The sequence below is a fragment of the Streptomyces sp. NPDC001108 genome, assembly GCF_053598535.1.
Window position 1 is genome coordinate 170,357 of record NZ_JBSFKL010000007.1, and the last position, 25,392, is coordinate 195,748.

At 70.5% G+C, this 25,392-nt stretch carries 25 protein-coding genes and 1 pseudogene; 4 read left to right on the plus strand and 22 right to left on the minus strand.

Translation table 11 applies throughout. The features are described 5' to 3' along the window. Positions 1 to 13: 13 nt before the first annotated feature. The 3 genes from ACWC97_RS18035 to ACWC97_RS18045 form a co-directional block, all read right to left on the minus strand. A complete protein-coding gene (locus ACWC97_RS18035) occupies positions 14 to 793 on the minus strand; it encodes an ABC transporter permease (RefSeq protein ID WP_450650224.1) in 780 nt (259 codons plus the stop codon). Then, complete coding sequence (locus ACWC97_RS18040) at positions 790 to 1,803, minus strand: ATP-binding cassette domain-containing protein (protein WP_450650226.1); 1,014 nt, start codon at positions 1,801 to 1,803, stop codon at positions 790 to 792. The genes ACWC97_RS18035 and ACWC97_RS18040 overlap by 4 nt, the downstream gene beginning before the upstream one ends. Before the next feature lie 209 nt (positions 1,804 to 2,012). Continuing rightward, positions 2,013 to 2,708 (minus strand): PadR family transcriptional regulator, encoded by a 696-nt coding sequence (locus tag ACWC97_RS18045; RefSeq protein ID WP_450650228.1) that lies wholly within the window; start codon positions 2,706 to 2,708, stop codon positions 2,013 to 2,015. A gap of 135 nt (positions 2,709 to 2,843) precedes the next feature. Here ACWC97_RS18045 and ACWC97_RS18050 point away from each other — a divergent pair, with 135 nt between their 5' ends. Together ACWC97_RS18050 and ACWC97_RS18055 are read left to right on the plus strand one after the other, a co-directional pair. Next, positions 2,844 to 4,253 carry a cryptochrome/photolyase family protein gene (locus tag ACWC97_RS18050; RefSeq protein WP_450650230.1) on the plus strand — a complete coding sequence of 470 codons (1,410 nt, stop codon included), beginning with the start codon at positions 2,844 to 2,846 and terminating at the stop codon, positions 4,251 to 4,253. 84 nt (positions 4,254 to 4,337) lie between these two features. Continuing rightward, complete coding sequence (locus ACWC97_RS18055; protein ID WP_450650232.1) at positions 4,338 to 4,781, plus strand: SPW repeat protein; 444 nt, start codon at positions 4,338 to 4,340, stop codon at positions 4,779 to 4,781. A 124-nt stretch (positions 4,782 to 4,905) separates the two neighbouring features. Here the strand turns inward: ACWC97_RS18055 and ACWC97_RS18060 are convergent, their stop codons facing one another. The 12 genes from ACWC97_RS18060 to ACWC97_RS18115 all read right to left on the minus strand — a co-directional run bounded on the left by ACWC97_RS18060 (position 4,906) and on the right by ACWC97_RS18115 (position 17,021). Continuing rightward, a complete protein-coding gene (locus tag ACWC97_RS18060; protein WP_450650234.1) occupies positions 4,906 to 7,740 on the minus strand; it encodes a DEAD/DEAH box helicase in 2,835 nt (944 codons plus the stop codon). Between the two features lie 44 nt (positions 7,741 to 7,784). Further along, on the minus strand, positions 7,785 to 8,693 hold the full coding sequence (locus ACWC97_RS18065; RefSeq protein ID WP_352277576.1) for a diacylglycerol kinase: 909 nt from the start codon (positions 8,691 to 8,693) through the stop codon (positions 7,785 to 7,787). A 17-nt stretch (positions 8,694 to 8,710) separates the two neighbouring features. After that, positions 8,711 to 9,661 (minus strand): twin-arginine translocase subunit TatC, encoded by a 951-nt coding sequence (gene tatC, locus ACWC97_RS18070; RefSeq protein WP_352277578.1) that lies wholly within the window; start codon positions 9,659 to 9,661, stop codon positions 8,711 to 8,713. Between the two features lie 65 nt (positions 9,662 to 9,726). Continuing rightward, positions 9,727 to 10,020 carry a Sec-independent protein translocase subunit TatA gene (gene tatA, locus ACWC97_RS18075; RefSeq protein ID WP_352277579.1) on the minus strand — a complete coding sequence of 98 codons (294 nt, stop codon included), beginning with the start codon at positions 10,018 to 10,020 and terminating at the stop codon, positions 9,727 to 9,729. Between the two features lie 261 nt (positions 10,021 to 10,281). Further along, positions 10,282 to 10,482: a hypothetical protein gene (locus ACWC97_RS18080; protein WP_385210651.1), complete on the minus strand. Its 201-nt coding sequence runs from the start codon at positions 10,480 to 10,482 to the stop codon at positions 10,282 to 10,284. 44 nt (positions 10,483 to 10,526) lie between these two features. Then, positions 10,527 to 10,796, minus strand: coding sequence for a hypothetical protein (locus tag ACWC97_RS18085; RefSeq protein ID WP_352277582.1), 270 nt, complete (start codon positions 10,794 to 10,796; stop codon positions 10,527 to 10,529). A 19-nt stretch (positions 10,797 to 10,815) separates the two neighbouring features. After that, complete coding sequence (locus ACWC97_RS18090; RefSeq protein ID WP_352277583.1) at positions 10,816 to 11,775, minus strand: helix-turn-helix transcriptional regulator; 960 nt, start codon at positions 11,773 to 11,775, stop codon at positions 10,816 to 10,818. A gap of 18 nt (positions 11,776 to 11,793) precedes the next feature. After that, positions 11,794 to 12,747 (minus strand): helix-turn-helix transcriptional regulator, encoded by a 954-nt coding sequence (locus ACWC97_RS18095; RefSeq protein ID WP_352277585.1) that lies wholly within the window; start codon positions 12,745 to 12,747, stop codon positions 11,794 to 11,796. Positions 12,748 to 12,862: 115 nt separating this feature from the next. Continuing rightward, complete coding sequence (locus ACWC97_RS18100; RefSeq protein ID WP_352277586.1) at positions 12,863 to 13,237, minus strand: FKBP-type peptidyl-prolyl cis-trans isomerase; 375 nt, start codon at positions 13,235 to 13,237, stop codon at positions 12,863 to 12,865. A 44-nt stretch (positions 13,238 to 13,281) separates the two neighbouring features. Then, positions 13,282 to 14,226 (minus strand): FKBP-type peptidyl-prolyl cis-trans isomerase, encoded by a 945-nt coding sequence (locus ACWC97_RS18105; RefSeq protein WP_352277588.1) that lies wholly within the window; start codon positions 14,224 to 14,226, stop codon positions 13,282 to 13,284. 164 nt (positions 14,227 to 14,390) lie between these two features. Further along, positions 14,391 to 15,752, minus strand: a complete 1,362-nt coding sequence (gene pafA / locus ACWC97_RS18110; protein ID WP_352277589.1) for a Pup--protein ligase — start codon at positions 15,750 to 15,752, stop codon at positions 14,391 to 14,393. Positions 15,753 to 15,761: 9 nt separating this feature from the next. Then, positions 15,762 to 17,021 (minus strand): MFS transporter, encoded by a 1,260-nt coding sequence (locus ACWC97_RS18115; RefSeq protein WP_385210642.1) that lies wholly within the window; start codon positions 17,019 to 17,021, stop codon positions 15,762 to 15,764. A 132-nt stretch (positions 17,022 to 17,153) separates the two neighbouring features. Between ACWC97_RS18115 and ACWC97_RS18120 the strand changes: the two genes are divergently transcribed. Continuing rightward, a complete protein-coding gene (locus ACWC97_RS18120) occupies positions 17,154 to 18,179 on the plus strand; it encodes a LacI family DNA-binding transcriptional regulator (RefSeq protein ID WP_450650238.1) in 1,026 nt (341 codons plus the stop codon). A gap of 64 nt (positions 18,180 to 18,243) precedes the next feature. On the opposite strand, the gene prcA is transcribed toward ACWC97_RS18120, so the two are convergent. From prcA to arc, 6 genes and pseudogenes are all read right to left on the minus strand, one after another. Continuing rightward, the gene (gene prcA / locus ACWC97_RS18125; RefSeq protein ID WP_352277594.1) at positions 18,244 to 19,035 is read right to left on the minus strand and encodes a proteasome subunit alpha; all 792 of its coding nucleotides are present in this window, start codon (positions 19,033 to 19,035) and stop codon (positions 18,244 to 18,246) included. 59 nt (positions 19,036 to 19,094) lie between these two features. Next, positions 19,095 to 19,940, minus strand: a complete 846-nt coding sequence (prcB, locus tag ACWC97_RS18130; protein ID WP_352277596.1) for a proteasome subunit beta — start codon at positions 19,938 to 19,940, stop codon at positions 19,095 to 19,097. Further along, positions 19,892 to 20,082: pseudogene (locus tag ACWC97_RS18135) on the minus strand (endonuclease domain-containing protein); the annotation flags it as partial. The pseudogene ACWC97_RS18135 and the gene prcB, both read right to left, overlap by 49 nt. 101 nt (positions 20,083 to 20,183) lie before the next feature. After that, positions 20,184 to 20,402 carry a ubiquitin-like protein Pup gene (locus tag ACWC97_RS18140; RefSeq protein ID WP_124718707.1) on the minus strand — a complete coding sequence of 73 codons (219 nt, stop codon included), beginning with the start codon at positions 20,400 to 20,402 and terminating at the stop codon, positions 20,184 to 20,186. Between the two features lie 122 nt (positions 20,403 to 20,524). Beyond that, the gene (gene dop, locus ACWC97_RS18145; protein ID WP_352277597.1) at positions 20,525 to 22,036 is read right to left on the minus strand and encodes a depupylase/deamidase Dop; all 1,512 of its coding nucleotides are present in this window, start codon (positions 22,034 to 22,036) and stop codon (positions 20,525 to 20,527) included. A 235-nt stretch (positions 22,037 to 22,271) separates the two neighbouring features. Next, the gene (gene arc / locus ACWC97_RS18150; RefSeq protein WP_352280589.1) at positions 22,272 to 24,038 is read right to left on the minus strand and encodes a proteasome ATPase; all 1,767 of its coding nucleotides are present in this window, start codon (positions 24,036 to 24,038) and stop codon (positions 22,272 to 22,274) included. Positions 24,039 to 24,279: 241 nt separating this feature from the next. On the opposite strand from arc, the gene ACWC97_RS18155 reads away from it, so the two are divergent. After that, on the plus strand, positions 24,280 to 24,591 hold the full coding sequence (locus ACWC97_RS18155; protein WP_352280591.1) for a ferredoxin: 312 nt from the start codon (positions 24,280 to 24,282) through the stop codon (positions 24,589 to 24,591). A gap of 52 nt (positions 24,592 to 24,643) precedes the next feature. Here the strand turns inward: ACWC97_RS18155 and ACWC97_RS18160 are convergent, their stop codons facing one another. After that, entirely contained in the window at positions 24,644 to 25,222 is a 579-nt protein-coding gene (locus tag ACWC97_RS18160) for a hypothetical protein (protein WP_450650242.1), read from the minus strand. Positions 25,223 to 25,392 lie beyond the last annotated feature (170 nt).

Genomic DNA, 25,392 nt, shown 5'->3' on the forward strand with positions numbered 1-25,392 from the left:
GACGGCCGCGTGATCACACGGACTTCTGGTACGCGCGGAACGTCCGGGTCGACAGCCCGACCGCCACCACCGCGAGGACCAGCAGCCCTCCCCCGCGACCGAGCACCACACTCCAGTCCGGCTCGGCGCTCAGCGCCGAACGGCCCGCCACCATCGCCCAGTCGACCGGGTTGAAGTCGGCGACATGCCGCATCCAGGACGGCATCCGGTCCGGCGCCATGAAGGAGGAGGAGAGGAAGGTCAGCGGCAGCAGCAGGAAGGTGTTGATGCCGATGATCGACTCACGCTCGCGGACCAGCATGCCCAGGGCGTTGGAGAGCGCTCCGAAGACCGTACCGAGCAGCATCGAGGCGACGACCAGCACCAGCAGCCCCACCGCGCCGCCCGGGAAGGCGGCCCCGGCCATCCGGCCGAGCAGCGCGATGAGGAGGGACTGCACGGCGGTGCCGAGGGCGTTCTGCACGACGTTGGCGTTCATCAGCGCGTTGCGGCTGACCGGGGTCGTGAGGAAGCGGTTGAGCGTGCCCCGTTCGATCTCCTCCAGGGTGCCCATGCCGGCCCACATGCTCGACCCCAGCGCGCTCATCACCACGATGCCCGGGACCAGGTAGTCCAGATAGGACGTGGTGCCGAAGCCGCCCAGTTCGACGACCTCGCGGAAGAGGCTGCCGAAGAGGAAGAGCCAGATCACCGGCTGGACCAGGGAGATGGCGAGGAAGACCGGCTGCCGGATCACCGCCATGAGCTGGCGCTGCGTCATGTACCAGGTCTGGACGAGGGTCCCCGTGCTCATCGGGCACCTCCGGCGGCGGCGAGGCCGGGGGTGTGCCGGTCCCCGGCTGCCTCGGCCTCGGCGAAGCGGCGTCCGGCGTACCGCAGATAGACGTCGTCCAGGGAGGGGCGGGCCACGGTGGCGGAGGCGACCGTTGCGCCCGCCGCCTCCAGGGCGGTGAGCACGACGGGGACGGCCGCGGCGCCGTCCTCGGCCCGCACGCTCACCCGGCGGCCGTCGACCAGTACGTCGTGCACGGCGGGCAGCCGCCGGAGCGTGGCGGTGAGCGTCGCGGTGTCGCCGTCGGCGCGCAGCTCCAGATGGACGGCGTCGCCCCGGAGTTCGCCCTTGAGCGCGTCGGGGGTGCCCTCGACGACGATCCGGCCCCGGTCGACGATCGCGATCCGTTCGGCGAGCCGGTCGGCCTCCTCCAGGTAGTGGGTGGTGAGGACGATGGTCAGTCCCTCGTCACCGGCCAGCCGGGCGATCTCGTCCCACATCGCCGTGCGGGCCTCCGGGTCGAGCCCGGTGGTGGGTTCGTCGAGGAAGAGCACCTCGGGGCGGTGGACCAGGCCGAGCGCCACGTCCAGCCGCCGCTGCATCCCGCCCGAGTACCCCTTGACCTGGCGGCTCCCCGCGTCGGCGAGGTCGAAGCGGGCCAGCAGCTCATCGGCGCGGTGGCGCACGTCCGTACCGCGCATGCCGTACAACCTGCCCTGGAGCAGGAGGTTCTCCCGGCCGGTGGCGACCGGGTCGGCGCCGGACTTCTGGGCGACGACCCCGATGGCGCGCCGGACCCGGTCGGGGTGGCGCAGCACGTCGTGCCCGGCGACGGTGGCGGTGCCGGAGTCGGGGCGGGCCAGGGTGGTGAGGATCTTGACGGTGGTGGACTTTCCGGCGCCGTTGGGGCCGAGCAGTCCGAAGACGGCGCCGGACTCGATGGTGAGGTCCATCCCGCCCAGGGCGGTGACATCGCCCGGGTAGGTCTTGACCAGGTCTCGCGCCACGACTGCGGGCGCACGGGTGCTCATGGCAGAGCTCTCCTGTTGATCGGCGGGGTGCTCGGTGACCCCCGAGCACACGGGCATGCCGAGCCGATCCGCGTGAAGAGCGCCGGGCTATCCTTGGTGTGCCGCACCTCGATGGCCCGGTCCGCCTCCACGGCACGACCGGTTCGGGGTTCGAGGCCCCGGTCGGTCGCTGCTGCAACAGCTCCCCACCGGGGCCTTTCCCTTGACTGCTACTTCTTCTCCGGGTCCTCCCCCGGAGTCCTCCCCGACTCCTTGCCCGGATCGGGAACGCTCTCCTGTTCGTCGAGGTCCTGCCAGTCGGACGGGATCTCACCGGTCTCGTGGAAGGACTTCCACTCCTCGATTCCGCTGACGGTCCCGGCGACGAGCTCGTCACGGAAGGCACTGATCCACTCCAACTGCGCTTCCTGCATGCGTAGTTGGTACTCGGTCTCGATGACGAAGATACGGGGCAGTCGCTCGCCCAACCGACCGAGGACGCCCTTCAGGGCCGCCACCCCGGCCGCCAGCGCCGCCGCCCGGGTCTCCAGCAGCTCCACCACTTCCCCCGGCGGCAGCACCGGCAGCAGCGACAGGGCCGTCTCGATGACCGGGTACTCCTCGGCGGGTACGGCGATCAGATCGGAGAGCCAGTCCAGCATCTCCGCGCGCCCGGCGTCCGTGATGCCGTAGAGGGTGCGCTCGGGACGGTTGCCCTGCCGCTGGACCTCGGCCACCGCCACGTACCCGTGCTTCTCCAGGTTCTGGACGACGGTGTAGAGCGAGCCGAAGTTGATCTTGACGCTGTGCTGCTTGCCGCGTCGCCGCAGCGTCTGGGCGATCTCGTACGGATGCATGGAGCGCTCGGAGAGCAGCACCATGACCGTCAGCGCGAGGGGGTTGCCGAGCTTGCGTCGCTTGGCCATCAGCCCCGCCCCCATAGTTCGTTGACGAATACTCGCGGGCGAACATATCTCGTTCACTCTTACGCGTCAACCACGATGTATCGCGAACCCCAAAACCCGTGGAAGGATCGTGCCTTCTCGGGCAAAGGACACCGCATGACCGTCTCCGTCGCACTGTTCACCGCCGATCTGCGCCTGCACGACAATCCGGTGCTGCGCGCCGCCCTCCATGAAGCGGACACCGTCGTCCCCCTGTTCGTCCGCGACCGGGCCATTCACCGGACCGGCTTCGACGCGCCGAACCGGCGGGCGTTCCTCGCCGACTGCCTCGCCGATCTCGACGCCGGGCTGCGGCGGAGGGGCGGCCGGCTCGTCGTCCGCGAGGGCGAGGTGGCGGCCGCCGCCCGCGCCGTGGTCGTGGCCACCGGTGCGCGGAGCCTGCACGTCGCCGCCGGGGTGAGCGGCTACGCGGCCCGCCGCGAGCACCGGCTGCGAGCCGCCCTGGCGGAGGCCGGCTGCACCCTGCACGTCCACGACGCGGTGGTCACCGCGCTCGCCCCGGGCGGGGTCGTCCCGACGGGCCGCGACCACTACGCGGTGTTCACGCCGTACTTCCGCCGCTGGCAGGAGGCCGGGGTACGGGGCCCCCTGCCCGCCCCGCGTGCGGTGCGGCTGCCGGACGGGGTGGTGTCGGACCCGCTGCCGGAGCGGGCGGCGGTCCCCGGCACCTCCCCCGGGCTCGCCGAGGGCGGCGAGTCGGCCGGCCGCGGGCTGCTGTCGTCCTGGCTGCGCGGCCCGCTGGCCGACTACGCGACCGGCCACGACGACCTGGCCGGCGACGCGACCTCCCGGCTCTCCCCGTACTTCCACTTCGGCTGCCTCTCGGCGGCCGAGGCGGTCGACCGGGCGCGGCAGCGGGGCGGGGCGGGCGCCGACGCGTTCGTACGGCAGCTCGCCTGGCGGGACTTCCACCACCAGGTGCTCGCCGCCCGGCCGGACGCCGCACGGGACGACTACCGCCCCCGGCACGACCGCTGGCGGTCCGACGAGGACGAGATCACGGCCTGGCGCACCGGGCGCACCGGCTACCCGGTGGTCGACGCCGCGATGCGGCAACTGGCGCACGAGGGCTGGATGCACAACCGGGGCCGGATGCTCGCGGCCTCCTTCCTCACCAAGACGCTGTACGTGGACTGGCGGGTGGGCGCCCGGCACTTCCTGGACCTGCTGGTCGACGGCGACCTGGCGAACAACCAGCTCAACTGGCAGTGGATGGCGGGCACCGGCACCGACACCCGCCCCAACCGGATCCTGAACCCGGTGGTCCAGGGCAGGCGCCTCGACCCGCGCGGGGGCTACGTACGCCGCTGGGTGCCGGAGCTCGCGGAGCTGGCGGACAGCGAGATCCACGAGCCGTGGAAGCTGACCGGGCCCCGTCGGGAAGCGCTCGGTTACCCGGCCCCGCTCGTCGGCCTGACGGAGGCGCGGGCCCGCTTCGAGCACGCACGCGGCCTGGACCGGCCCGCGGTTCCCGCAGATTCCGGCGAATCCCAAAGCTACACATAAGGGAGATATAAGAGCAGAATGGTGCCAGGGCCGCATATCGCACGGATACGGCGGCCCGGTCCGTGGAGGGAAGGAGACGACCCCATGTCGAACCTCTCGCACACCGGCCATGACATGGCCACCCACCCCGACGTCCCCGAGATGCGCGACCGTTATGCCCGCATGCTCGGCGGCCGGGACGTGGCCCTGGTGGACGCGCCGGTGTTCCTGGTCGGCCTGTACTGCGCCCTCTCGCCGTGGGTGCTGCACTTCACGACGACCCAGTCCGCCCTCGCCACCCACAACCTGATCATGGGTATCGCGATCGCCGTGCTCGGCCTCGGGTTCACCGTCATGCCGGAGCGCATGTACGGCCTGAGCTGGGCCATCTGCGTCATGGGCGCCTGGACCATCCTCGCCACCTGGATCGTCGGCAGCAGCCCCGGCATCGGCATCGTCCTCAGCAACGTCATCGTCGGCGGCCTGACCGTTCTGCTCGGATTGGCCTGTGTCGGCGTGGCCCTGAAGAGCGGGAAGCACCCGGACTGAGGAGGCGGCCGCGGGGAAGCACCACGCATCACGGAAAGCGCCGGAAGCGGCCGGGCAAAGGAGCCGCCCGCGCGGCACAGGGATCCCCGGGCCCCGAGGGGCCCGGGGATCCCTGTGCCGGGACTCAGCCCACCGAGCTGTACGCCACGACTCCCCGGAGCACCGCGTCCACCGCCTTGTGGGCGCTCCGCGCCACGGAGCTCCCTTCCTTCGGAGCGGCGGCCGCGATCTGCCCCAGTACGTCGATCACCTGCTTGCACCACCGCACGAAGTCCCCGGCCGGCATGTCCGCCTCGCCCAGCACCTCGTCCAGCGTCCGCCCCGACGCCCACATGTAGACCGCCCAGGCGAAGCCGAGGTCGGGCTCGCGCTGGCCGACGCCCTCCGCCTGGTTGATCTTGAATTCCTCCTCCAGGGCGTCGAGCCGGCCCCAAATCCGGACCATCTCGCCCATCGCCGTCTTCGCGGGCCCGGCGGGCAGCTTGGGCGCCACCGCGTCGTCGGCCTGCCGGGCCTCGTAGACGAGCGCCGAGACGCACGCCGCGAGTTCGGCCGGGTTCAGCCCCTCCCAGACGCCCGCCCGCAGGCATTCGCTCGCCAGCAGGTCCAGCTCGCCGTAGAGGCGGGCCAGCCTGCGTCCGTGCTCGGTCACCTCGTTGCCGCGCAGGTAGTCGAGCTCGGTGAGCAGGGCGACGATCCGGTCGAAGGTGCGGGCGATGGTGTTGGTCCGCCCCTCGATCCGCCGCTCCAGCTGCCGGGTGTCGCGCTTCAGACGGTGGTAGCGCTCGGCCCAGCGGGCGTGGTCCTCGCGCTCGTCGCATCCGTGGCAGGGGTGGGCGCGCAGCTCGGCGCGGTAGCGGGCGATCTCCCGGTCGTCGGCGGCCGGGGACCGTCCCTTGCGGTGCCGGTCGGGCACGATGTGTCCGGCCTTGGTGCGCAGCGCGGAGGCCAGGTCGCGGCGCGACTGCGGGGAGCGCGGGTTGAACGACTTCGGCACCCGCATCCGCTCCAGCGCCTCCACCGGCACCGGGAAGTCGATCGGGGCGAGCCGCTTGACCTGCCGCTCGGCCGTGAGCACCAGCGGCCGCGGCCCGTCGTGGTACTCCATGCCGCGGTGGCCGTGCGCGTTGGCCCGGCCGGCGGGCAGCCCGGGGTCGAGGACCAGCGCGAGCCCGGCGAACTTGCCGGTGGGAACATGGATGACGTCGCCGGGCTTCAGCTTCTCCAGCGACGCGGCGGCGGCGGCCCGACGCTGGGACGCGCCCTGCTTGGCCAGCTCGGTCTCCCGGTCCTTGAGCTCGCGGCGCAGCCGCGCGTACTCCTCGAAGTCGCCGAGGTGGCAGGTCATGCCCTCCCGGTAGCCCTCCAGGCCCTCCTCGTTCTTCTGCACCTGGCGGGATATGCCGACCACCGAGCGGTCGGCCTGGAACTGCGCGAAGGAGGTCTCCAGCAGTTCCCGCGAGCGGTGCCGGCCGAACTGGTGCACCAGGTTCACGGCCATGTTGTAGGACGGCCGGAAGCTGGAGCGCAGCGGGTAGGTGCGGGTGCCGGCGAGCCCGGCCAGCGCGCCCGGGTCCATGCCACGCTGCCAGAGCACCACGGCGTGGCCCTCGACGTCGATGCCGCGCCGCCCGGCCCGCCCGGTGAGCTGGGTGTACTCGCCCGGGGTGATGTCGGCGTGCTGCTCGCCGTTCCACTTGACGAGCTTCTCCAGCACGACCGAGCGCGCGGGCATGTTGATCCCGAGGGCGAGGGTCTCGGTGGCGAAGACCGCCTTGACGAGCCCGCGGACGAACAGCTCCTCGACGACCTCCTTGAAGGTCGGCAGCATGCCCGCGTGGTGGGCGGCGATGCCCCGTTCCAGCCCTTCGAGCCACTCGTAGTAGCCCAGGACGTGGAGGTCCTCGCCGGGGATGGCGGCGGTCCGCTCCTCGACGATCTCCCGGACCAGGCGCCGCTTGTCCTCGTCGTTGAGCCGCAGCCCGGCGTGCAGGCACTGCTGCACGGCGGCCTCGCAGCCGGCCCGGCTGAAGATGAACGTGATGGCGGGGAGCAGCCCCTCGGCGTCCAGTCGGTCGATGACCTCGGGCCGGGACGGGGTCCAGATCCGGCTGCGCTGGCGGCGCTCGCGCTCCCGGTCGGCCTCGCGGGCCATCTTGCCGCGGCGGCGCTCGCGCGGGTTGTAACCGCGCTGGTTCTCCATCCGGGCGAGGCGGAGCAGGTCGGGGTTGACCTCGCGGCGGCCGACCCCGCGGCCGCCGTGGTCGGTCTCCTCCTCGAAGAGGTCGTACATCCGGCGGCCCGCCAGCACGTGCTGCCAGAGCGGCACGGGGCGGTGCTCGGAGACGATGACCTGGGTGTCGCCGCGGACGGTGTCCAGCCAGTCGCCGAACTCCTCGGCGTTGGAGACGGTCGCCGACAGCGACACCAGCGTCACGGAGTCCGGGAGGTGGATGATCACTTCCTCCCAGACCGCGCCGCGGAACCGGTCGGAGAGGTAGTGCACCTCGTCCATCACCACGTAGCCAAGGCCCCGCAGCGCCTGCGAGCCCGCGTACAGCATGTTCCGCAGCACCTCGGTGGTCATGACGACCACCGGGGCATCGGCGTTGACGCTGTTGTCGCCGGTCAGCAGGCCGACCTTCTCCGCTCCGTACCGCTTGACCAGATCGGCGAACTTCTGGTTGGAGAGAGCCTTGATCGGCGTGGTGTAGAAGCACTTGCGGCCCTGCTCCAGGGCGAGGTGCACGGCGAATTCGCCGACGATCGTCTTGCCCGAGCCGGTCGGGGCCGCGACGAGCACCCCCTTGCCCGCCTCCAGGGCCTCGCAGGCCTCGATCTGGTACGGGTCCAGATCGAATTCGTACAGCTCGCGGAAGGGCGCGAGTGCGGTGGCCAGCTCGGCTGCACGGGTCCGAGAAGCCTGGTATCGCTCAGCGGGTGAGAGGTCCTCTGTCATCTTGCTTACGAGCCTACCCGGCGCTTCCGACAGTGACGCGATCTTTAAACGACGGGGGCCCGCCCCGGTGCGAGCACCCGCACCGCGCCGGGGACGCAGGTGGCGGTCAGCGGCAGCGCCCCGAGCGGTTCACCGTCCGCGTACGCGGTGACACCCGCCGCGGCCAGCTCGATCGAGGAGACCCGGTGCACGGTGACCTTGGGGTGGTCGAGGTGCGTCCCCTTGTAGACGCGGGGGAACACCTTGAGCAGGGTGGCGCGGCTGCAGTCGCCGACCACGGTGACGTCGAAGAGCCCGTCGTCCATGACGGCCTCCGCGCAGATCCGCATGCCGCCGCCGTACGTCGTCCCGTTGCCGACGGCGATGAGCGTGGCCTCGATCTCCCGGACCGGTCCGCCGTCCAGCCGGACCCGGTACGGAATGGGCTTGAACGCGGCGAGTTCGGCGACGATCGCGAGGTCGTACTTGAACCGGCCGCCGATCCACCGCATCCGGTTCCCCCGGTCGTTGACCCGGGAGTCGAAGCCGGAGGCGAGCACCGAGCCGAACCACCGCTCGCCGACCCGGCCCAGGTCGATCTCCCGTACCGTCCCACCCTTCAGCGCCTCGGCGGCCAGCCGTCCGGCGGCGGCCGGTTCCCGGATCGGCAGCCCGAGCGCGCGGGCGAAGTCGTTGCCGGTGCCGACGGCGACCACCCCGAGCGGGGTCGTCGTCCCGGCGACCGCCTGGAGGGCGAGGGACATCATGCCGTCCCCGCCCACGGTTATCAGCGCCCCGGTCCCGCCCGCGACGGCCTCACGGGCCCGCTCCAGCGCGTCGTCGGCGTCCACCCCGAGCACGGTCCGTACGGAGAAGCCTGCGTCCCGCAACGCGGAAGCGGCCGGCTGCGCGGCGTGCGCGCCCCGGCCGCTTCCCGCGGTGGGATTGACGAAGAGGGTGATCTCGCTGGTCACCCGGGGACCCTACAAGGTCAGGTGATGTCGTCGTAACCGTCGAGGCGGTCACGGTCCGAGTTCGACTGCGAGGGCAGCGACCTCCTGGACGAGACGGACTCGACCTCACCGATGTCCTCGGGGGTGAGATCCAGCTCCGAGGCCTCGTCGTCGTCGGGTCCGGACGCCGCGATCCGTGCCTTGCGGCGGTCGTTGAGGAGCGAGACGAGCGTGGCGGCGAAGTACAGCACCCAGATCGGTCCGGCGAGCAGCAGCATGCTCACCGGGTCGGTGCTGGGGGTGGCCACCGCCGCGAAGACGGTGATGCCCATGATCATGCCCCGCCACCAGCCGAGCATCCGCTTGCCGGTGAGGATCCCGCCGACGTTCAGCATCACGAGCAGCAGCGGCAGTTCGAAGGCGAGCCCGAAGACCACGACCATGCGGGTGATCAGGTCGAGCAGCTCGTCCAGCGGCAGCTGGTTGTCGAGATCGGCCGGGGAGAACTCCAGCAGCACCCGCGCCATCGTGGGCAGCGTCTTGTACGCGAAGAAGCCGCCCGCGAGGAAGAGCGGGAACCCGGCGCCCACGAAGGAGAGCGAGTACTTCTTCTCGTGCTTGTGGAGGCCCGGGGCGACGAAGGCCCAGAGCTGGTAGAGCCAGACCGGCGACGAGAGGACGACACCGGCCATCAGGGAGACCTTGAGGGCGAGGGTGAACGGCGTGAGGAGACCGTTGAGCACAATCCGTGCACAGGTGGCGTCGCTCTTCTTGGCGAGCTCGGCGAAGCTGTGTTCGCAACCGACCGACTTCAGCACCGGATTGGTGAAGAACTCGATGATGTCCTTGTAGAAGAACGCGGCGACGATCGTGACGATGACGATCCCGAGCAGGCCCTTGGCCAAGCGGTTACGCAGCTCACGCAGGTGCTCCACCAAGGGCATGCGGCCCTCTGGGTCCGTCTCCTGCTTGCGGGCAGACTTGAGCAACCCACGTCCTCATCTCGTGCGGCAGGCCGTTGCCGGTCGGCGTGCCTGCGTCGGCCCGTTACTTGTCAGCGCTTGGTCGAGTCGGTCGGCTCCCCGACCGGACGCGAGCTGGTCACGTCGCCGGGCGCGGCCTTGATGGTGCGCGGGGCTGCCTGGTCCTGGGCGGCGTCGTTGGCGGCCGGCTCGGCCGGCGTCGCCGAGGGAGCGCTCTCGGACTTCATGGCCTTGGCCTCGCTCTTGAGGATGCGGGCCGACTTGCCGAGCGAGCGAGCCATGTCAGGAAGCTTCTTCGCGCCGAACAGCAGAACAATGACGACGAGGATCAGGATGATCTCGGGAGCGCCGAGCCTTCCGAACATATGCGTGTACCTTCTCACCGAGGCAGCAGGGGTGGGGCGGGTGGAACCTCGGACAAGGCGTCCGATCTTCTTACCGTCAGCGATCGTATCCCGCAGGAGTAAACGCAGGGCAATACCCATGCATCCGTGCGATTACGGCCCATGCCTCGCTCTCAGGGCCGCCGTGAGCAGCGTACCCTCCGAATCCGTGAAACAGGAGGCCGTGCCCGGTCGGATCGATCGGCGCAGCTCACAGCCGGTTCCCCGGATGCCGGAGAAGTGCTACGGGCGCAGCGCCTCTCCGTTCCCGGCGAGGTCGGTCGCCGCCCGTTCCAGGTCCTCCGCGGCCTGGTTGATGCGCTGGGTGGTACGCGTCACCTGACGCCCGAGCCGCTGGGCCTCGACGAAGACCCGGACGGCCAGCACGCCGAGCACGGCGATCCCGAGAAAGCCCAGGGCAACGGCGAGCATCGGCCAGAACATGCGGAGAGCCTCGATGGTGTCTAGAGAGTGTCGGACGGAGTGCTTCAGGAGCCGGTGTGCAGGCGCAGGGTCCGCACACCGCCGCGGCTGAGCAGTTCGACTATCCGCTCCCCCGCGGGCTTGCGGACCGCCGCACCGCATCGGGGGCAGGTGAAGGAGTAGAACGTCGTCCGGCGGCTGGCCCCCACGGCCAGGCGGAGGGCCGCCGCGGCCAGTTCGAAGCACTCGCGGCAGTCCGGGCAGGCGGCCCTGAACCGTACGGACTCGGGTACCACCACGGTCGGTACGCCCGACACCACAGACATCCGGCTCATCCCTTCCCTCGGTTTCCGCTCAGACCGTGCCGTCGTCGTATCCGGCGAGCGCCGCGCGGGCCGCGTCGCGCGCGCTGCGGGCCAGCTCCGGCGGGGAGGTGATGCGGCCCTCGCCGCCCAGCCGCAGCGCGAGCCTGCGCAACGAGGCGGGGTCGGGGGTGCGCAACGCGATCCGCAGCCCGCCGTCGGGCAGCTCCTCCGCGCTGTCGTGCGGGTAGTACTCGGCGACCCAGCGTCCGCCGGGGCCGACCTCGACGATGACCTCGGGGTCCTCCGCGGCCGGCTGGACGAGCCCCGCGGACAGGTCGCGCAGCTCCAGCTCGGGCGGTGCGGCGGGCTCGTCGAGCAGCCGGATCGCGGCGACCCGGTCGAGCCGGAAGGTGCGCCGGTCCTCCGAGGAGCGGCACCATGCCTCCATGTAGGTGTGGCCCACCGCGAACAGCCGGATCGGGTCCACCTCGCGCTCGGTCAGCTCGTCGCGCGCGGGCGAGTAGTAGCGCAGCCAGAGCCGGCGCCGCTCGGAGATCGCCCGGTCCACCTCGGCGAAGACGCCGCCCTCGGATTCGAAGGTGACCGAGAGCCGCGAGCTGGCCGCCCCCGTCTCGCCGGCCGCGGTCTCCAGCTTCGCGGTGGCCCTCAGCAGTGCCTGGCGGTCGCTCTCGCGCAGCCCGGGCAGCGTGGCCACCGCGCGGGCGGCGACCAGGAGCGCGGTCGCCTCGTCGGCGGCGAGCCGCAGCGGCTCGGCGACGTCGTCCGGGTTGTGCCACCAGATCCGGTCACCGTCGGTGTCGATGTCCAGCAGGTCGCCGCCGCGGAAGCTGGTACCGCACATGGGCAGCACGTCGAGGTCGGAGATCAGCTCGTCCTCGGTGATCCCGAAGGCGCGGGCGACGTCCTGGACGTGGGCGCCGGGGCGCTCCCGGAGGTAGGTCACCAGGGAGAGCATCCGGCGGGTCTGGTCGATCGCGTTCGTGGCCATGGGTGGTGCTCTTCTCCCTCAGTCCTTGGCCACGGCGCGCAGCCGGTCCACCACATCGGCCCGCAGGTCGGCGGGTTCCTGTACGACGACGTCCGGACCGAACTCGACGAGCCAGGCGTCCAGGCCGTGTCCGTACGGAATCTCCAACTCGTCCCACCCGTTCCCGAGTTCCCGGACCGTCACGGCGCGCGAGCGCAGCGGGTATCCGGCGCCGGTGCGCAGCCGGATCCGCGCGGTCCTGGTGGCCGTCTCCCCGGCCCAGCTCTCGACGGTCTCGCGGACGGTGACGACGTCGGGCACCTCGGCGGTGAAGGCCCCGGCCCGGGAGCGGACCCGGCCGGTGATGCGGGAAAGGCGGAAGACACGCTCGGCGCGCCGGTCCCGGTCCCAGCCGGCCAGGTACCAGTGGCCGCGCCAGCACTCCAGCGTCCACGGCTCGACCTGGCGCTGTTCGGGGATGGCGGCGTTGCCCTTGCGGTAGTCGAAGGTGACCGGGCGGCGGTCGCGGCAGGCCAGCATCAGGGGTTCGAACGCCGCCTCGTGGACGGGGATGCGCGGTTCGAGGGCGCTGTGCACCTCGTAGGCGTCCTCGGTCTCCGGCATGCCCGCGGCCCGCAGCTTCTGGAGGGCCCCGCTGGCCGCGCCGGCCAGCCGGGCCTGCTGCCAGACCTTGGCGGCCAGCCCGAGCGCGGCGGCCTCCTCGGCGTCCAGGGTGATCGGGGGCAGCCGGTTGCTGTCGCGGCGGGCGAGGTAGCCGGTCTCGCCGTCCAGGTTCTCCACGGTCTCGATGACCAGGCCGAGCTCGCGCAGATCGTCCTTGTCGCGCTCGAACATCCTGTTGAAGGCGTCGTCGGAGCCCGCTTCGAGATAGGCCTCGATGGAACCGCGCAGCTCGCGCTTGCTGAGCGGGCGGCGGGTCCCCAGGAGACACAGCGCCAGGTTCATCAGCCGCTCGGCCTTGGCAATCGCCATCGACGCCCCTTCTGTTTCGCTCTACGACGGTCGACCGTACCGCCCCGCGCTGCCGGGACAAAAGCGAGGGCCCGTGCCTGTCGGCACGGGCCCTCGTTCCGCACGGAGGCGGAGGTCAGACGGAGACCAGGTCGCAGACGAAGATCAGCGTCTCGCCGGGGCCGATGAGGCCGCCGCCGGCGCCGCGGTCGCCGTACGCGAGGTGCGCGGGGATGGTCAGCCGGCGGCGGCCGCCGACCTTCATGCCCTGCACGCCGCGGTCCCAGCCCGCGATGACCTGTCCGGCACCGAGCTGGAACTCCAGCGGCCGGCCGCGGTTCCAGGAGGCGTCGAACTCCTCACCGGTGGAGAAGGCGACACCGACGTAGTGCACGGAGACGAAGTCGCCCGCCTTGGCAACCGGTCCGTCGCCCTCCCAGACGTCCTTGATCTCCAGGTCGGCCGGCGGCGCGCCTTCCGGGAAGTCGATCTCCGGCTTCTCGATCTCCACTGACTTGCTCCTCGTTGATGGTGAACTGGGCAACCGGGACAGTCTTACATCTTCGCCAGCAGGTCGACGGCGAAGACCAGCGTGGACTTGGCCGGGATGGTCTGCTGCGCCTTGTCCCCGAAGCCCTGGTCCGGCGGGATGACGAGCAGCACGCGGCTGCCGATCTTCTTGCCGACCAGGCCGTTCTTCAGCCCCTTCAGCGTCACCTGGGCGAGCGGGAAGGTCTGCGTCTTGCCCGCCTGGTAGGTGCTGTCGAAGGTCTTGCCGTCCTTCCACGTCAGTGCGACGTAGTTCACGACGACGCTGTCGGTGTCCTTCACCACCTCGCCCTTGGACTCCAGGACGTAGTTGGAGACGAGCTCGGCCGGCGGGGTGCTCTTGCTCGGGATGGTGACCTTGGGGGCCTTGCCGTCCGTGTTGGTGCCGACCTTGGGCAGGTCGATGTTGTCCTGGGCGACCTCGGTGCCCTTGGCGGAGGCCGGGATCTGCGTCGCCTTCAGGACGTCGACGACGAAGACGAGCGTGGCGTTCGGCTTGATGTCACCCTGGCCCTGGGCGCCGTAGCCGAGGTCCGGCGGGATGACCAGCTGGACGCGGCTGCCGACCTTCTGCCCGACGAGGCCCTTGTCCCAGCCCTGGATGACCATGCCGGCACCGAGGGTCAGGTCGAACGGCTGCTTGCGGTCGAAGCTGTTGTCGAAGGGCTTGTCGGAATCCCAGGACTGACCGAGGTAGTTGACCTGGATCGCGTCGCCGTTCTTGAGCGTGGCGCCGTCGCCCTTGCTGAGGACTCTGGTCTTGAGCTCCTTGGGCGGCTTGCCCTCCCCCTTGGCCAGGGTCGGCTTCTCACCGAACTTCGCGCCCGCGGTGATCGCGGGGAACCCGTCCTTCGACGCGGAGGCGGAAACGGAATCGGAGCCCTTCTCGTCACCGCATGCCGCGGTCAGCAGCAGGAGGGGGACGACGAGAAGGCCGGCAAGTCGGCGCACTTGTTCCTCAGATCTCAGACGACACGATGGGGTGGGTCCCCGCCACTCTAGGGGGTGTGCGGCCGATCGGGGCCGGTCCTACACCCCCATGGACGTACGGGGACCCCGTACGGGAAACGTACGGGGTCCTCGTCGCACCGGTGTCCTGGAACGGCCTGTTCCGGTCACATGCCCGCGATCAGCTTCTCCACCCGGTCGTCGACCGAACGGAAGGGGTCCTTGCACAACACCGTGCGCTGCGCCTGGTCGTTGAGCTTGAGGTGGACCCAGTCGACGGTGAAGTCCCGCCGCTGTTCCTGCGCCCTGCGGATGAAGTCCCCGCGCAGCCGCGCCCTGGTGGTCTGCGGGGGCACGGACTTGCCCTCGAAGATCTTCAGGTCGTTGCAGACGCGGGCGGCCTGGCCCTTGCGCTCCAGCAGGTAGTACAGGCCGCGTCGGCGGTGGATGTCGTGGTACGCGAGGTCTATCTGGGCGACCCGCGGGTGCGACATGGTCATGTTGTGCTTGGCCCGGTACCGCTCGATGAGCTTGTACTTCATCACCCAGTCGATCTCGGTCTCGATCCGGTCGAGGTCCTCCTCCTCGACCGCGTCGAGCGTGCGGCCCCAGAGCTCCAGGACCCGGGCGACCGTGCCGGTGCGGATGCCCCGGCGGTCGACGAAGTCGACGGCCTTCTCGTAGTACTCGCGCTGCACCTCGATGGCGGAGGCCTCACGGCCGCTGGCCAGGCGCACCTTGCGCCGCCCGGTGGTGTCGTGGCTGACCTCGCGGATCGCCCGGATCGGGTTCTCCAGCGTCAGGTCCCGCATCACCGTGCCGGCTTCGATCATGCGGAGCACCAGGTCGGTCGCGCCGACCTTGAGAAGCATGGTCGTCTCGGACATGTTGGAGTCGCCGACGATGACGTGGAGGCGGCGGTACCGCTCCGCGTCCGCGTGCGGTTCGTCGCGGGTGTTGATGATCGGGCGGGAACGCGTGGTCGCGGAGCTGACGCCCTCCCAGATGTGCTCGGCACGCTGGCTGACGCAGTAGACCGCGCCCCGGGGGGTCTGCAGCACCTTGCCCGCGCCGCAGATCAGTTGTCGCGTGACGAGGAAGGGAATGAGGATGTCCGCGAGCCGGGAGAATTCTCCGTGCCGGGCCACGAGGTAGTTCTCATGACATCCGTAGGAGTTTCCCGCCGAGTCGGTGTTGTTCTTGAAGAGGTAGACGTCGCCCGCGATTCCCTCCTCGTGCAGGCGGCGTTCGGCGTCGACGAGCAGACCTTCGAGAATGCGCTCGCCGGCCTTGTCGTGGGTGACCAGTTCGGTCAGGTTGTCGCATTCGGGGGTTGCATATTCCGGATGCGATCCCACGTCGAGGTAGAGGCGGGCGCCGTTCCGCAGAAAGACATTGCTGCTGCGGCCCCATGACACAACACGGCGGAAGAGGTAGCGCGCCACTTCATCAGGGGACAGTCGGCGCTGTCCCCTGAACGTGCACGTGACGCCGTACTCGTTCTCCAGCCCGAAAATGCGGCGGTCCATGACTGAACATTACGCCTGATGGCCTGAGCTGAAACCGGGTTCGACAGCTCCGTTTCGATCATTTTCCGATCCATGTGCGGCAACCGCGGTACGCCCGGGAACCTCCAGCACCTTTCCGGTCGTCAGGAGAACGAGCAGCGCCGCCACCCCTCCGGCCCCCGCGACGGCGAAACTCCACGAGGTCCCTCCCGCTTCGACGGCGGGGCCCGCCGCGGCCGTTCCGACCGCCGCGCCGACCCCGAACGTGGTCACCAGCCAGGAGAACGCCTCGGTGACGGTGCCCCGCGGGGCGTGCCGGTCGACGACGATGAAGGAGCAGGCGATCGCGGGGGCCAGGAAGACCCCGGCCAGGGCCATCAGGGCGATCATGGCGGGGACCGAGGGGGTCAGCGTCAGGGGCAGGTAGCCGAGCGCCAGCAGGGCGACGACGACCCGGAGGCGGCGTTCCGGCGCCCCGGACCACTGGCGCGCCCCGTAGACCGTGCCGCCGACCAGGGCGCCCAGCCCGAGCGCCGCCATCAGCCAGCCGTACACGGCCTCCCGGCCGTGGTCGTCGGCGTAGGCGACACCGGCCACCGTGATCGAGCCCAGTGCGAGCCCGACGAAGAAGAAGGAGCCGAGCAGGGCCAGCAGCCCCGGTGAACGCAGCGCGCCCAGCCAGTGCGCCTCGCGGGGTGCGGAGCGCCAGGCGCGGGAGGGTTCGGAGAGGACGACGGAGAGCGCCCCGAGCACGCCGATCACGTTGATGACGAGCAGCGCCGCGGCCGGCGACCAGACGGCGACCAGCGCCGTCACCAGGAGCGGGCCCGCGGTGAACATGATCTCCTGGGCGACCGCGTCCATGGCGTACGCGCGGTGGACCCGGTCCTCCCGGCCCAGGACGCTCGGCCACAGGGCCCGCAGCCCGCCCTCCAGCGGCGGGGTGAAGAGCCCCGCCACCACCACCGCCGCATAGGCCAGCGGCAGCGACCCCAGGCCCGCCAGCGCCAGCACGGCCATGCCCAGCGCGGACACGACGGCGGCGGGGAGCTGGACGCGGGGCTGGCCGTACAGGTCCACCGCGCGCCCGAGCAGCGGCTGGCCCACCGCGGTGGCCAGTCCGTAGACGGCGGCGAGCGCGCCGGCCAGGGAGTAGCTGCCGCCCTCGGCCCGGGTGAACAGCACGATCGCGATCGGGGCGGTGCCGTTGGGCAGCCGCCCCACCAGGGTTCCCGCCAGCAGCCGGGCGGCGTGCCGCGCCCGGAGGATGTCCAGATAGCCCGCGGCCATGTCGCTTCGCCCCTCTCCCCCGGTGTTCGGCGACCCCGAGGTTTTACGTATAACGTCGATGCCCATAAGTACCATGTGGCCAGTCCGCAGGTCCACCGCACGGCACCTGCCCCGACCGGCCCGGAGGCCCGAGTGAGCAGCGCACCGCAACCCGCCCCGCCCCGGCCCACCAGCCGCGACGTGGCGCGGGCGGTGGGCGTCTCGCAGGCGACCGTCTCCTTGGTCCTCGGCGACAAGTGGCGCGGCCGGGTCTCCGAGGCCACCGCCGAGCGCGTCCGCGGCGCCGCCCGGGGCCTGGGTTACCGGCCGAATCTCGCCGCCCGCAATCTGCGCCTGGGCCGTACCAGGACCGCGCTGCTGGTCGTCCCCGCGCTCACCAACGAGTTCTTCGCCCGGGTCTACACCGGCGCCGCGTCGGTAGCCGCCGAGCACGGCTTCGGGGTCGTCCTCTATCCGTCGCCCGACGGCACCGGACCGGCCAAGGACCCGTTCGCCTCGGCCAGCTCCTCCCTGGACGGCGTGATCGCCTCCTCGATGGCCGCCGACGCCCTCGGCGCGCTGCGCGGCGCCGGTCTGCCGCTGGTCATGCTCGACAGCGACCCGGCGGACACCGGCGTCGCCGCCCGCGTCAACCTGGACATCGCCGACGGGATGCGGCAGGTGGCGGAGCATCTGCTGGCCCTGGGCCACCGCCGCTTCGTCCATCTGGCCTCGGCGGTCGACTCCTGGACCTTCGCGGCGCGCGGCCGGGCGCTGCACGCCGCCCTGCGCGCGGTGCCGGGCACCTCGGTACGGACGGTCACCGCCGCGCTCGACGTGCACGCGGGCCGGGAAGCCGCGGAGCGCGTACTGGCCGATCCCGGACCCGGGCCGACCGCGCTCGTCTGCGACGACGACATCCTCGCCGCGGGGGCCTGCAAAGCCGCCCGCAGGCTCGGTCTGCGCGTCCCCGACGACCTGTCGGTCACCGGCTTCGACGACCTGGCGCTGGCGGTGGCCGTGGAGCCGGAGCTGACCACCGTGCAGCTCCCCGCCGAGCAGGTCGGGGAGCGCGGCATGGCCGCCCTGCTGGCGGTCCTGGAGGACCGGCCGGCCGAGCCGGGCAGCCTTCCCGTACGCCTGGTGGCGCGCGGCTCGTCGGCGCCGCCGCGCACATGACCGTGGACCGGCCCGCCGGAAGGGGCGGGCCGGTCCACGGTACGGACGAATCGCTGCGGGCGGGCTACTCGACGTCCCCGCCGGAATCGGACGTCCCGGGCGCGGCGGACTCGCCGCCCTCTCCCCCGGTCTCGGAGCCGGCGTCCGCCGGGGAGCCGTCCGCCTCCAGCAGCCGGGCGAGCTGCCCGCCGACGATCCGCTTGAACTTCCGCTGCTGCGGCCGCGTCCGGTCCAGGACCGCGACCTCCAGCCGCTCGGCGGGGATCTCCCGCTCGCTGCCGTTGGGGTCGCGGGACAGCGCCTGCACCGCCAGCTTCAGCGCCTCGGCGAGCGTCATCCCGTCACGGTGCCGCTGGTCCAGGAAGGTGCTGATCTGCTCGGCGTTGCCGCCGACCGCGACCGAGCCGTGCTCGTCCACGATCGAGCCGTCGTGCGGCAGCCGGTAGATCTGGTCGCCCTCCGGATCGACGCCGACCTCGGCCACCACCAGCTCCACCTCGTACGGCTTCTCGGCCGCGCTGGAGAAGATCGTGCCGAGCGTCTGCGCGTAGACGTTGGCCAGCCCACGGGCCGTCACGTCGTCGCGGTCGTAGGTGTAGCCGCGCAGATCGGCGTAGCGCACCCCGCCGATGCGGAGGTTCTCGTACTCGTTGTACTTGCCGGCGGCGGCGAAACCGATCCGGTCGTAGATCTCGCTGAACTTGTGCAGCGCGCGGGACGGGTTCTCGCCGACGAACACGATGCCGTCGGCGTACTGCAGCACGACCAGGCTGCGACCACGGGCGATGCCCTTCCGGGCGTATTCCGCCCGGTCGGCCATGGCCTGCTGAGGAGAGACATAGAACGGCGTCGACACCTGTTGTCCGTCCCTTTCTGTCGGTGACGAGAGCGTCGGGGAAGCGGTGGAACGGGGGGTCAGAGCAGCGCGGCGCGCGGGCCGTCGGGCTGCTCCAGCCGGTGTTCCAGGACGGCGCGGGCGATCTCGGAGGATTCCGCCTCGTCCAGCCTCCGGAAGCCCTCGTCGGTGATGACGGTGACGATGGGATAGATGCGCCGGGCCACGTCCGGACCACCGGTCGCCGAGTCGTCGTCCGCGGCGTCGTACAGCGCCTGCACGACCAGGGTGAGGGCGTCCTGCTCCGTCAGGTCCTGGCGGTAGAGCTTCTTCATCGAGTTGCGGGCGAAGACCGAGCCGGAGCCGGTGGCCGCGTAGCCGTGCTCCTCGGAGCGGCCGCCGGTGACGTCGTACGAGAAGATGCGCCCCCGCTCACGGTCGACGTCGAAGCCGGCGAAGAGCGGGACGACGGCGAGGCCCTGCATGGCCATGGCCAGGTTGCTGCGGATCATCGTGGAGAGCCGGTTGGCCTTGCCCTCCAGGGAGAGCTGCGCGCCCTCGACCTTCTCGAAGTGCTCCAGCTCCAGCTGGAAGAGCTTGACCATCTCCACGGCCAGCCCGGCGGTGCCGGCGATGCCCACCGCCGAGTACTCGTCGGCCGGGAAGACCTTCTCGATGTCGCGCTGCGCGATCATGTTCCCCATGGTCGCGCGCCGGTCGCCGGCCAGGACCACGCCGCCGGGGAACGTCGCCGCGACGATCGTCGTCCCGTGGGGGGCCTCGACCGCCCCCTTCAGGGGCGGCAGGTTCCGGTTGCCCGGGAGCATTCCGGGGGCCTGGTCGGACAGGAAATCCATGAACGAAGAGGATCCCGGCGTCAGGAAGGCAGCTGGTAGACGCCCGGTGCTACGAGTGTTGGCTTCCACGCGTTTCCCTCCAGGTAAGCGACGGCCCTGCGCAAGGCGTCAGGATCGTCTCCCAACTTGCCGATGGCCGAATTGCGTTTGATGCGGTTACGCCACGGACCCTACCCGCCCGGCGGCGGCGATCCACCCGAACCCCGGGAGCGGCTGCACGGCCCGTTCCGCCGTGTGCGAACGCGCGGTACGGGCCGACCCGACCCGTACCGCGCGCACCGCCCCCCGATCCTTCGCGTTCACATACGCGGATTACTGTCCGCCCTTCTGGACGAAGGACCTCACGAAGTCCTCCGCGTTCTCCTCGAGCACGTCGTCGATCTCGTCCAGGACCGAGTCGACGTCGTCGCTCAGCTTCTCCTGGCGGTCCTTGAGGTCCTCCGAGACCTGCGCGTCCTGCGCCTGCTCCTCGACCTCCTCGGTGGAGCGCGTCGCCTTCTGCTGTCCGCCGCCGGTGTCCTTGGTCGCCATCTAGCTCACCCCGCTCGGTTCGAAGCACTTGAATCAGACCCTACCCACGGGCTCCGACATCGGCCCGGTACTTTCCCTCAACGTCCGGGGGTCATCCCGATGATTCCCCGATCACGGCCCTTTCAGCCGCCCGTGAGGACCTGGACCAGCTCCTCCGCCGTGCGGCAGCGGTCCAGGAGATCCTTGACGTGGCTGCGGGTGCCGCGCAGCGGCTCCAGGGTGGGCACCCGCTGCAACGAGTCGTGACCCGGCAGGTCGAAGATGACCGAGTCCCAGGAGGCCGCGGCCACGTCGTCGGCGTACTGCTCCAGGCAGCGGCCGCGGAAATAGGCCCTGGTGTCCTCCGGAGGCTTCGTACGGGCCTCCGCGACCTCGCTCTCGTCGAGCAGCCTCTTCATCTTCCCGCGGGCCGCCAGACGGTTGTACAGGCCCTTCTCGGCCCGCACGTCGGCGTACTGGAGATCCACCAGGTGCAGCCGGGCCGCGTCCCAGTCCAGCGCGTCCCGGCGGCGGTAGCCCTCCATCAGCTCCCGCTTGGCGATCCAGTCCAGCTCGCCGGAGAGGCTCATCGGATCGTTCTCCAGCCGGTTGAGCGTGTCCTCCCAGCGGCTCAGGACGTCCTTGGTCTGCTCGTCGGCGTCGGCCCCGTACCGCTCCTCGACGTACTTGCGGCCCAGCTCGAAGTACTCCATCTGCAACTGCACCGCGGTGAGGGTGCGACCGCTGCGCAGCGTGATGAGCTGGGCGAGGTCCGGGTCGTGGGACACCTGGTGCAGCGTGCGCACGGGCTGGTCGACCGCGAGGTCGACGTTGATGAAACCGTCCTCGATCATGGACAGGACCAGGGACGTGGTGCCGAGCTTGAGGTAGGTGGAGATCTCCGAGAGGTTCGCGTCCCCGATGATCACATGGAGCCGGCGGTACTTCTCGGCGTCGGAGTGGGGTTCGTCCCGGGTGTTGATGATGGGGCGCTTGAGCGTGGTCTCCAGTCCGACCTCGACCTCGAAGTAGTCCGCCCGCTGGCTGATCTGGAAGCCGTGCTCGTGGCCGTCCTGGCCGATTCCCACCCGTCCTGCGCCGGTGACCACCTGGCGGGAGACGAAGAACGGGGTCAGGTGGCGCACGATGTCGGAGAACGCGGTCTCCCGCTTCATCAGGTAGTTCTCGTGCGTACCGTACGAGGCGCCCTTGTTGTCGGTGTTGTTCTTGTACAGATGGATCGGCTGGGCCCCGGGGAGCTGGGCCGCGCGCTCGGCGGCCTCGGCCATGATCCGTTCGCCGGCCTTGTCCCACAGCACCGCGTCCCGCGGATTGGTCACCTCGGGCGAGCTGTACTCGGGGTGCGCGTGGTCCACGTAGAGACGGGCCCCGTTGGTGAGGATGACGTTGGCGAGGCCGATGTCCTCGTCGGTGAGCTGGCTGGCGTCCGCGGTCTCGCGGGCGAGGTCGAAACCCCGCGCGTCCCGCAGCGGATTCTCCTCCTCGAAGTCCCAGCGGGCGCGGCGCGCCCGGTGCATCGCCGCCGCGTAGGCGTTGACGATCTGGGACGAGGTGAGCATGGCATTGGCGTTGGGGTGGCCGGGGACGGAGATGCCGTACTCCGTCTCGATGCCCATTACTCGCCGTACGGTCATGCGGCCCTCCTTGCCCGGCGGCGCTCCCTTGAGGGGCGGCGCTCAAGTACCGCTGCTTGTCGGTGCGCGTGCACGGCCCGTCCACGCGTCGCGCGACCGGGCGGTACGCAAGAGCCTAGAGCGCCGCTGCGCCGGCGGGGAGATCAAATGCGCCATTGCCGCGGTGTCGCGTGGGACGTACCGAAAGCGACCGGCTGCGGCTGCCCGGCCGGGCAGCCGCAGCCGGTCGGCGTTTCTAGAGGTACTGCCCGGTGTTCGCCACCGTGTCGATGGAGCGACCGGTGTCCGCGCCCTGCTTCCCGGTGACGAGCGTGCGGATGAAGACGATCCGCTCGCCCTTCTTGCCGGAGATCCGGGCCCAGTCGTCCGGGTTGGTGGTGTTCGGAAGGTCCTCGTTCTCCTTGAACTCGTCCACGCATGCCTGGAGGAGGTGGGAGACGCGCAGGCCCTTCTGGCCCTGTTCGAGGAAGGCCTTGATGGCCATCTTCTTGGCCCGGTCGACGATGTTCTGGATCATCGCGCCGGAGTTGAAGTCCTTGAAGTACAGGACTTCCTTGTCGCCGTTGGCGTACGTGACCTCCAGGAAACGGTTCTCCTCGGATTCGGTGTACATCCGCTCGACGACCGACTGGATCATGGCCTGGGCGGCGGCCTCCTTGGAGCCGGTGTGCTCCGCGAGGTCGTCCGCGTGCAGCGGCAGCGAGGGCGTCAGGTACTTCGCGAAGATGTCCTTCGCGGCCTCCGCGTCCGGGCGCTCGATCTTGATCTTCACATCGAGGCGGCCGGGCCGCAGGATCGCGGGGTCGATCATGTCCTCGCGGTTGGAGGCGCCGATGACGATGACGTTCTCCAGGCCCTCGACACCGTCGATCTCGGCGAGCAGCTGGGGGACGATGGTGTTCTCCACGTCCGAGCTGACACCGGAGCCACGGGTGCGGAAGAGGGACTCCATCTCGTCGAAGAAGACGATGACCGGGGTGCCCTCACTGGCCTTCTCACGGGCCCGCTGGAAGACCAGGCGGATGTGCCGCTCGGTCTCGCCGACGTACTTGTTGAGCAGCTCGGGGCCCTTGATGTTGAGGAAGTAGCTCTTCCCGGCAGGCTGGCCGGTGACCTCGGCGACCTTCTTGGCGAGCGAGTTGGCGACGGCCTTGGCGATGAGCGTCTTGCCGCAGCCGGGCGGCCCGTAGAGCAGGATGCCCTTGGGCGGACGCAGTTCGTGTTCCTTGAAGAGGTCGGGGTGGAGGTAGGGCAGCTCGACCGCGTCGCGGATCAGCTCGATCTGGTCGCCCAGGCCGCCGATCTTGTCGTAGTCGATGTCCGGGACCTCTTCGAGGACGAGCTCCTCGACCTCGCTCTTGGGCACCACTTCATAGACGTAGCCGGACCTGGGTTCGAGCAGGAGGGCGTCGCCGGGGCGGATGGTCAGCTCCAGCAGCGGCTCGGCGAGCCGCACCACCCGCTCCTCGTCGGTGTGCCCGATGACCAGGGCCCGCTCGCCGTCCTCAAGGATCTCCTTGAGGGTGACGATGTCGCCGGCCCGCTCGAATTCCATGGCTTCGACCACGTTGAGCGCTTCGTTGAGCATGACTTCCTGGCCGCGCCGGAGGTCGTCGAGCTCGACGCTGGGACTGACGTTCACCCGGAGTTTGCGGCCTCCGGTGAAGATGTCGCAGGTGTCGTCCTCATTGCTCTGCAGGAACACCCCGAAACCGGCCGGCGGCTGCGCGAGCCGGTCGACTTCTTCCTTGAGGGCCACGATCTGGTCGCGGGCCTCGCGCAATGTGTTGGCGAGCCGCTCATTCTGTGCGGAGACGCCTGACAGGTTGGTCTGCAACTCGACGATCCGCTCTTCGAGAATCCTCGTATGGCGCGGAGAGTCGGCGAGCTTACGTCGCAGGACGGCGATTTCCTGCTCTAGATAGGCAACCTGGCCGGCCGGGTCTTCGGACCCCCGTCCGGGCCGGATGCCGCGGTTGATGTCGTCGTCGTGGGCTGCCACGGTCCTCACCTCCTCCAAGGGGAGCTGGACGCTTCCTGACCCTACCTGCGTGGGTGATGATTGAAACCCCTAGATCACAAAGACTGCGGTACGTGTCCGATCTTCACCCTTGCGTTCCCCCTCGTGTCTGGGGAATACCCACCCTTCAACATCGGAAAGCCGCCAGTTGTATCGTCGAACCGTTCAACACCCGTCAGGGCTGGCTTCTTTTGGTTCGGATACGCAGGGAACGGCAGGAGAAATGACCGTGCAGCAGGACGCTCCCAACGGTGGCGACACGGAGGATCTGGAGGTCTGGATCGACCAGGACCTCTGCACGGGAGACGGCATCTGCGTCCAGTACGCCCCCGAGGTGTTCGAGCTGGACATCGACGGCCTGGCGTACGTGAAGAGCGCGGACGACGAGCTGCTCCAGGACGCGGGGGCGACGACGCCCGTGCCGCTGCCGCTGCTCCAGGACGTGGTCGACTCGGCCAAGGAGTGCCCCGGGGACTGCATCCACGTACGGCGCGTCTCGGACCGGGTCGAGGTGTACGGGCCCGAGGCCGCCTGATCCCGGCGCTCCCGTCCGGCCGGTCACCCTCGGTGGCCGGCCGGATGTCGTTTCAGGCGTTGCCGGGGGCGGCCTGTACGGCGCGGACGAACGCTCCGCCCTTCCACTGCCAGGTGACCCGCTCCTGCTGGTCGGGGCAGCAGCGCGCCACGGCGTCGGAGGAGTAGCCGAGCAGGGTGGCCGAGACGATGCCGTCGCGCACCGCGAAATCGCTGATGCTCATCCCCTGGGCGGGGTCGACCAGGGTCGCCACGACCCGGGGTTCGGGCCCGCTTCCCCGGGTGAGGACGTAGACACCGCTGGGCGGGGTGCCGGATCCGGCGTCGCAGTGGACCACCGCGACGGTCTCGGGGCGGCCGTCGCCGTCGAGGTCGCCGGTGGCCTGTTCCGCCACGACGCTCTTGGAACCGCCGCAGTCCAGGGGGAAGGACGCCTCGGCCGGGTCGGGGGCGACGGCGGGCGCGGTGCCGTGCTGCGCGGTGGTGCGGTGCGGGCTGGAGGCCGAGGCCGTGGGGTCCGGCTGGAGCAGGCCGGCTGCCGCGATGACGGCGGCCATGGCCGCCGCGGTGGCGAGCCAGTGCAGCGGCGTGGTGTCGGTGTGCGCGAGGTCCGGGAGCTCGGAGGTCTGCACGCGGGATGTCTCCTGTGGTTCCTGGTGGCCCGAGGATGCCCGGGGCGGGCGGTGCCCGGTGGCGTGGGTGGCCAGCATCGTGCCACACCTCACCGAGCGGTGGAACGGTGGGGTCGTACGTGACTCCCGGCCGGTGGGGCGGTCCTCACCCACCGGCAACGAAGAGGCGC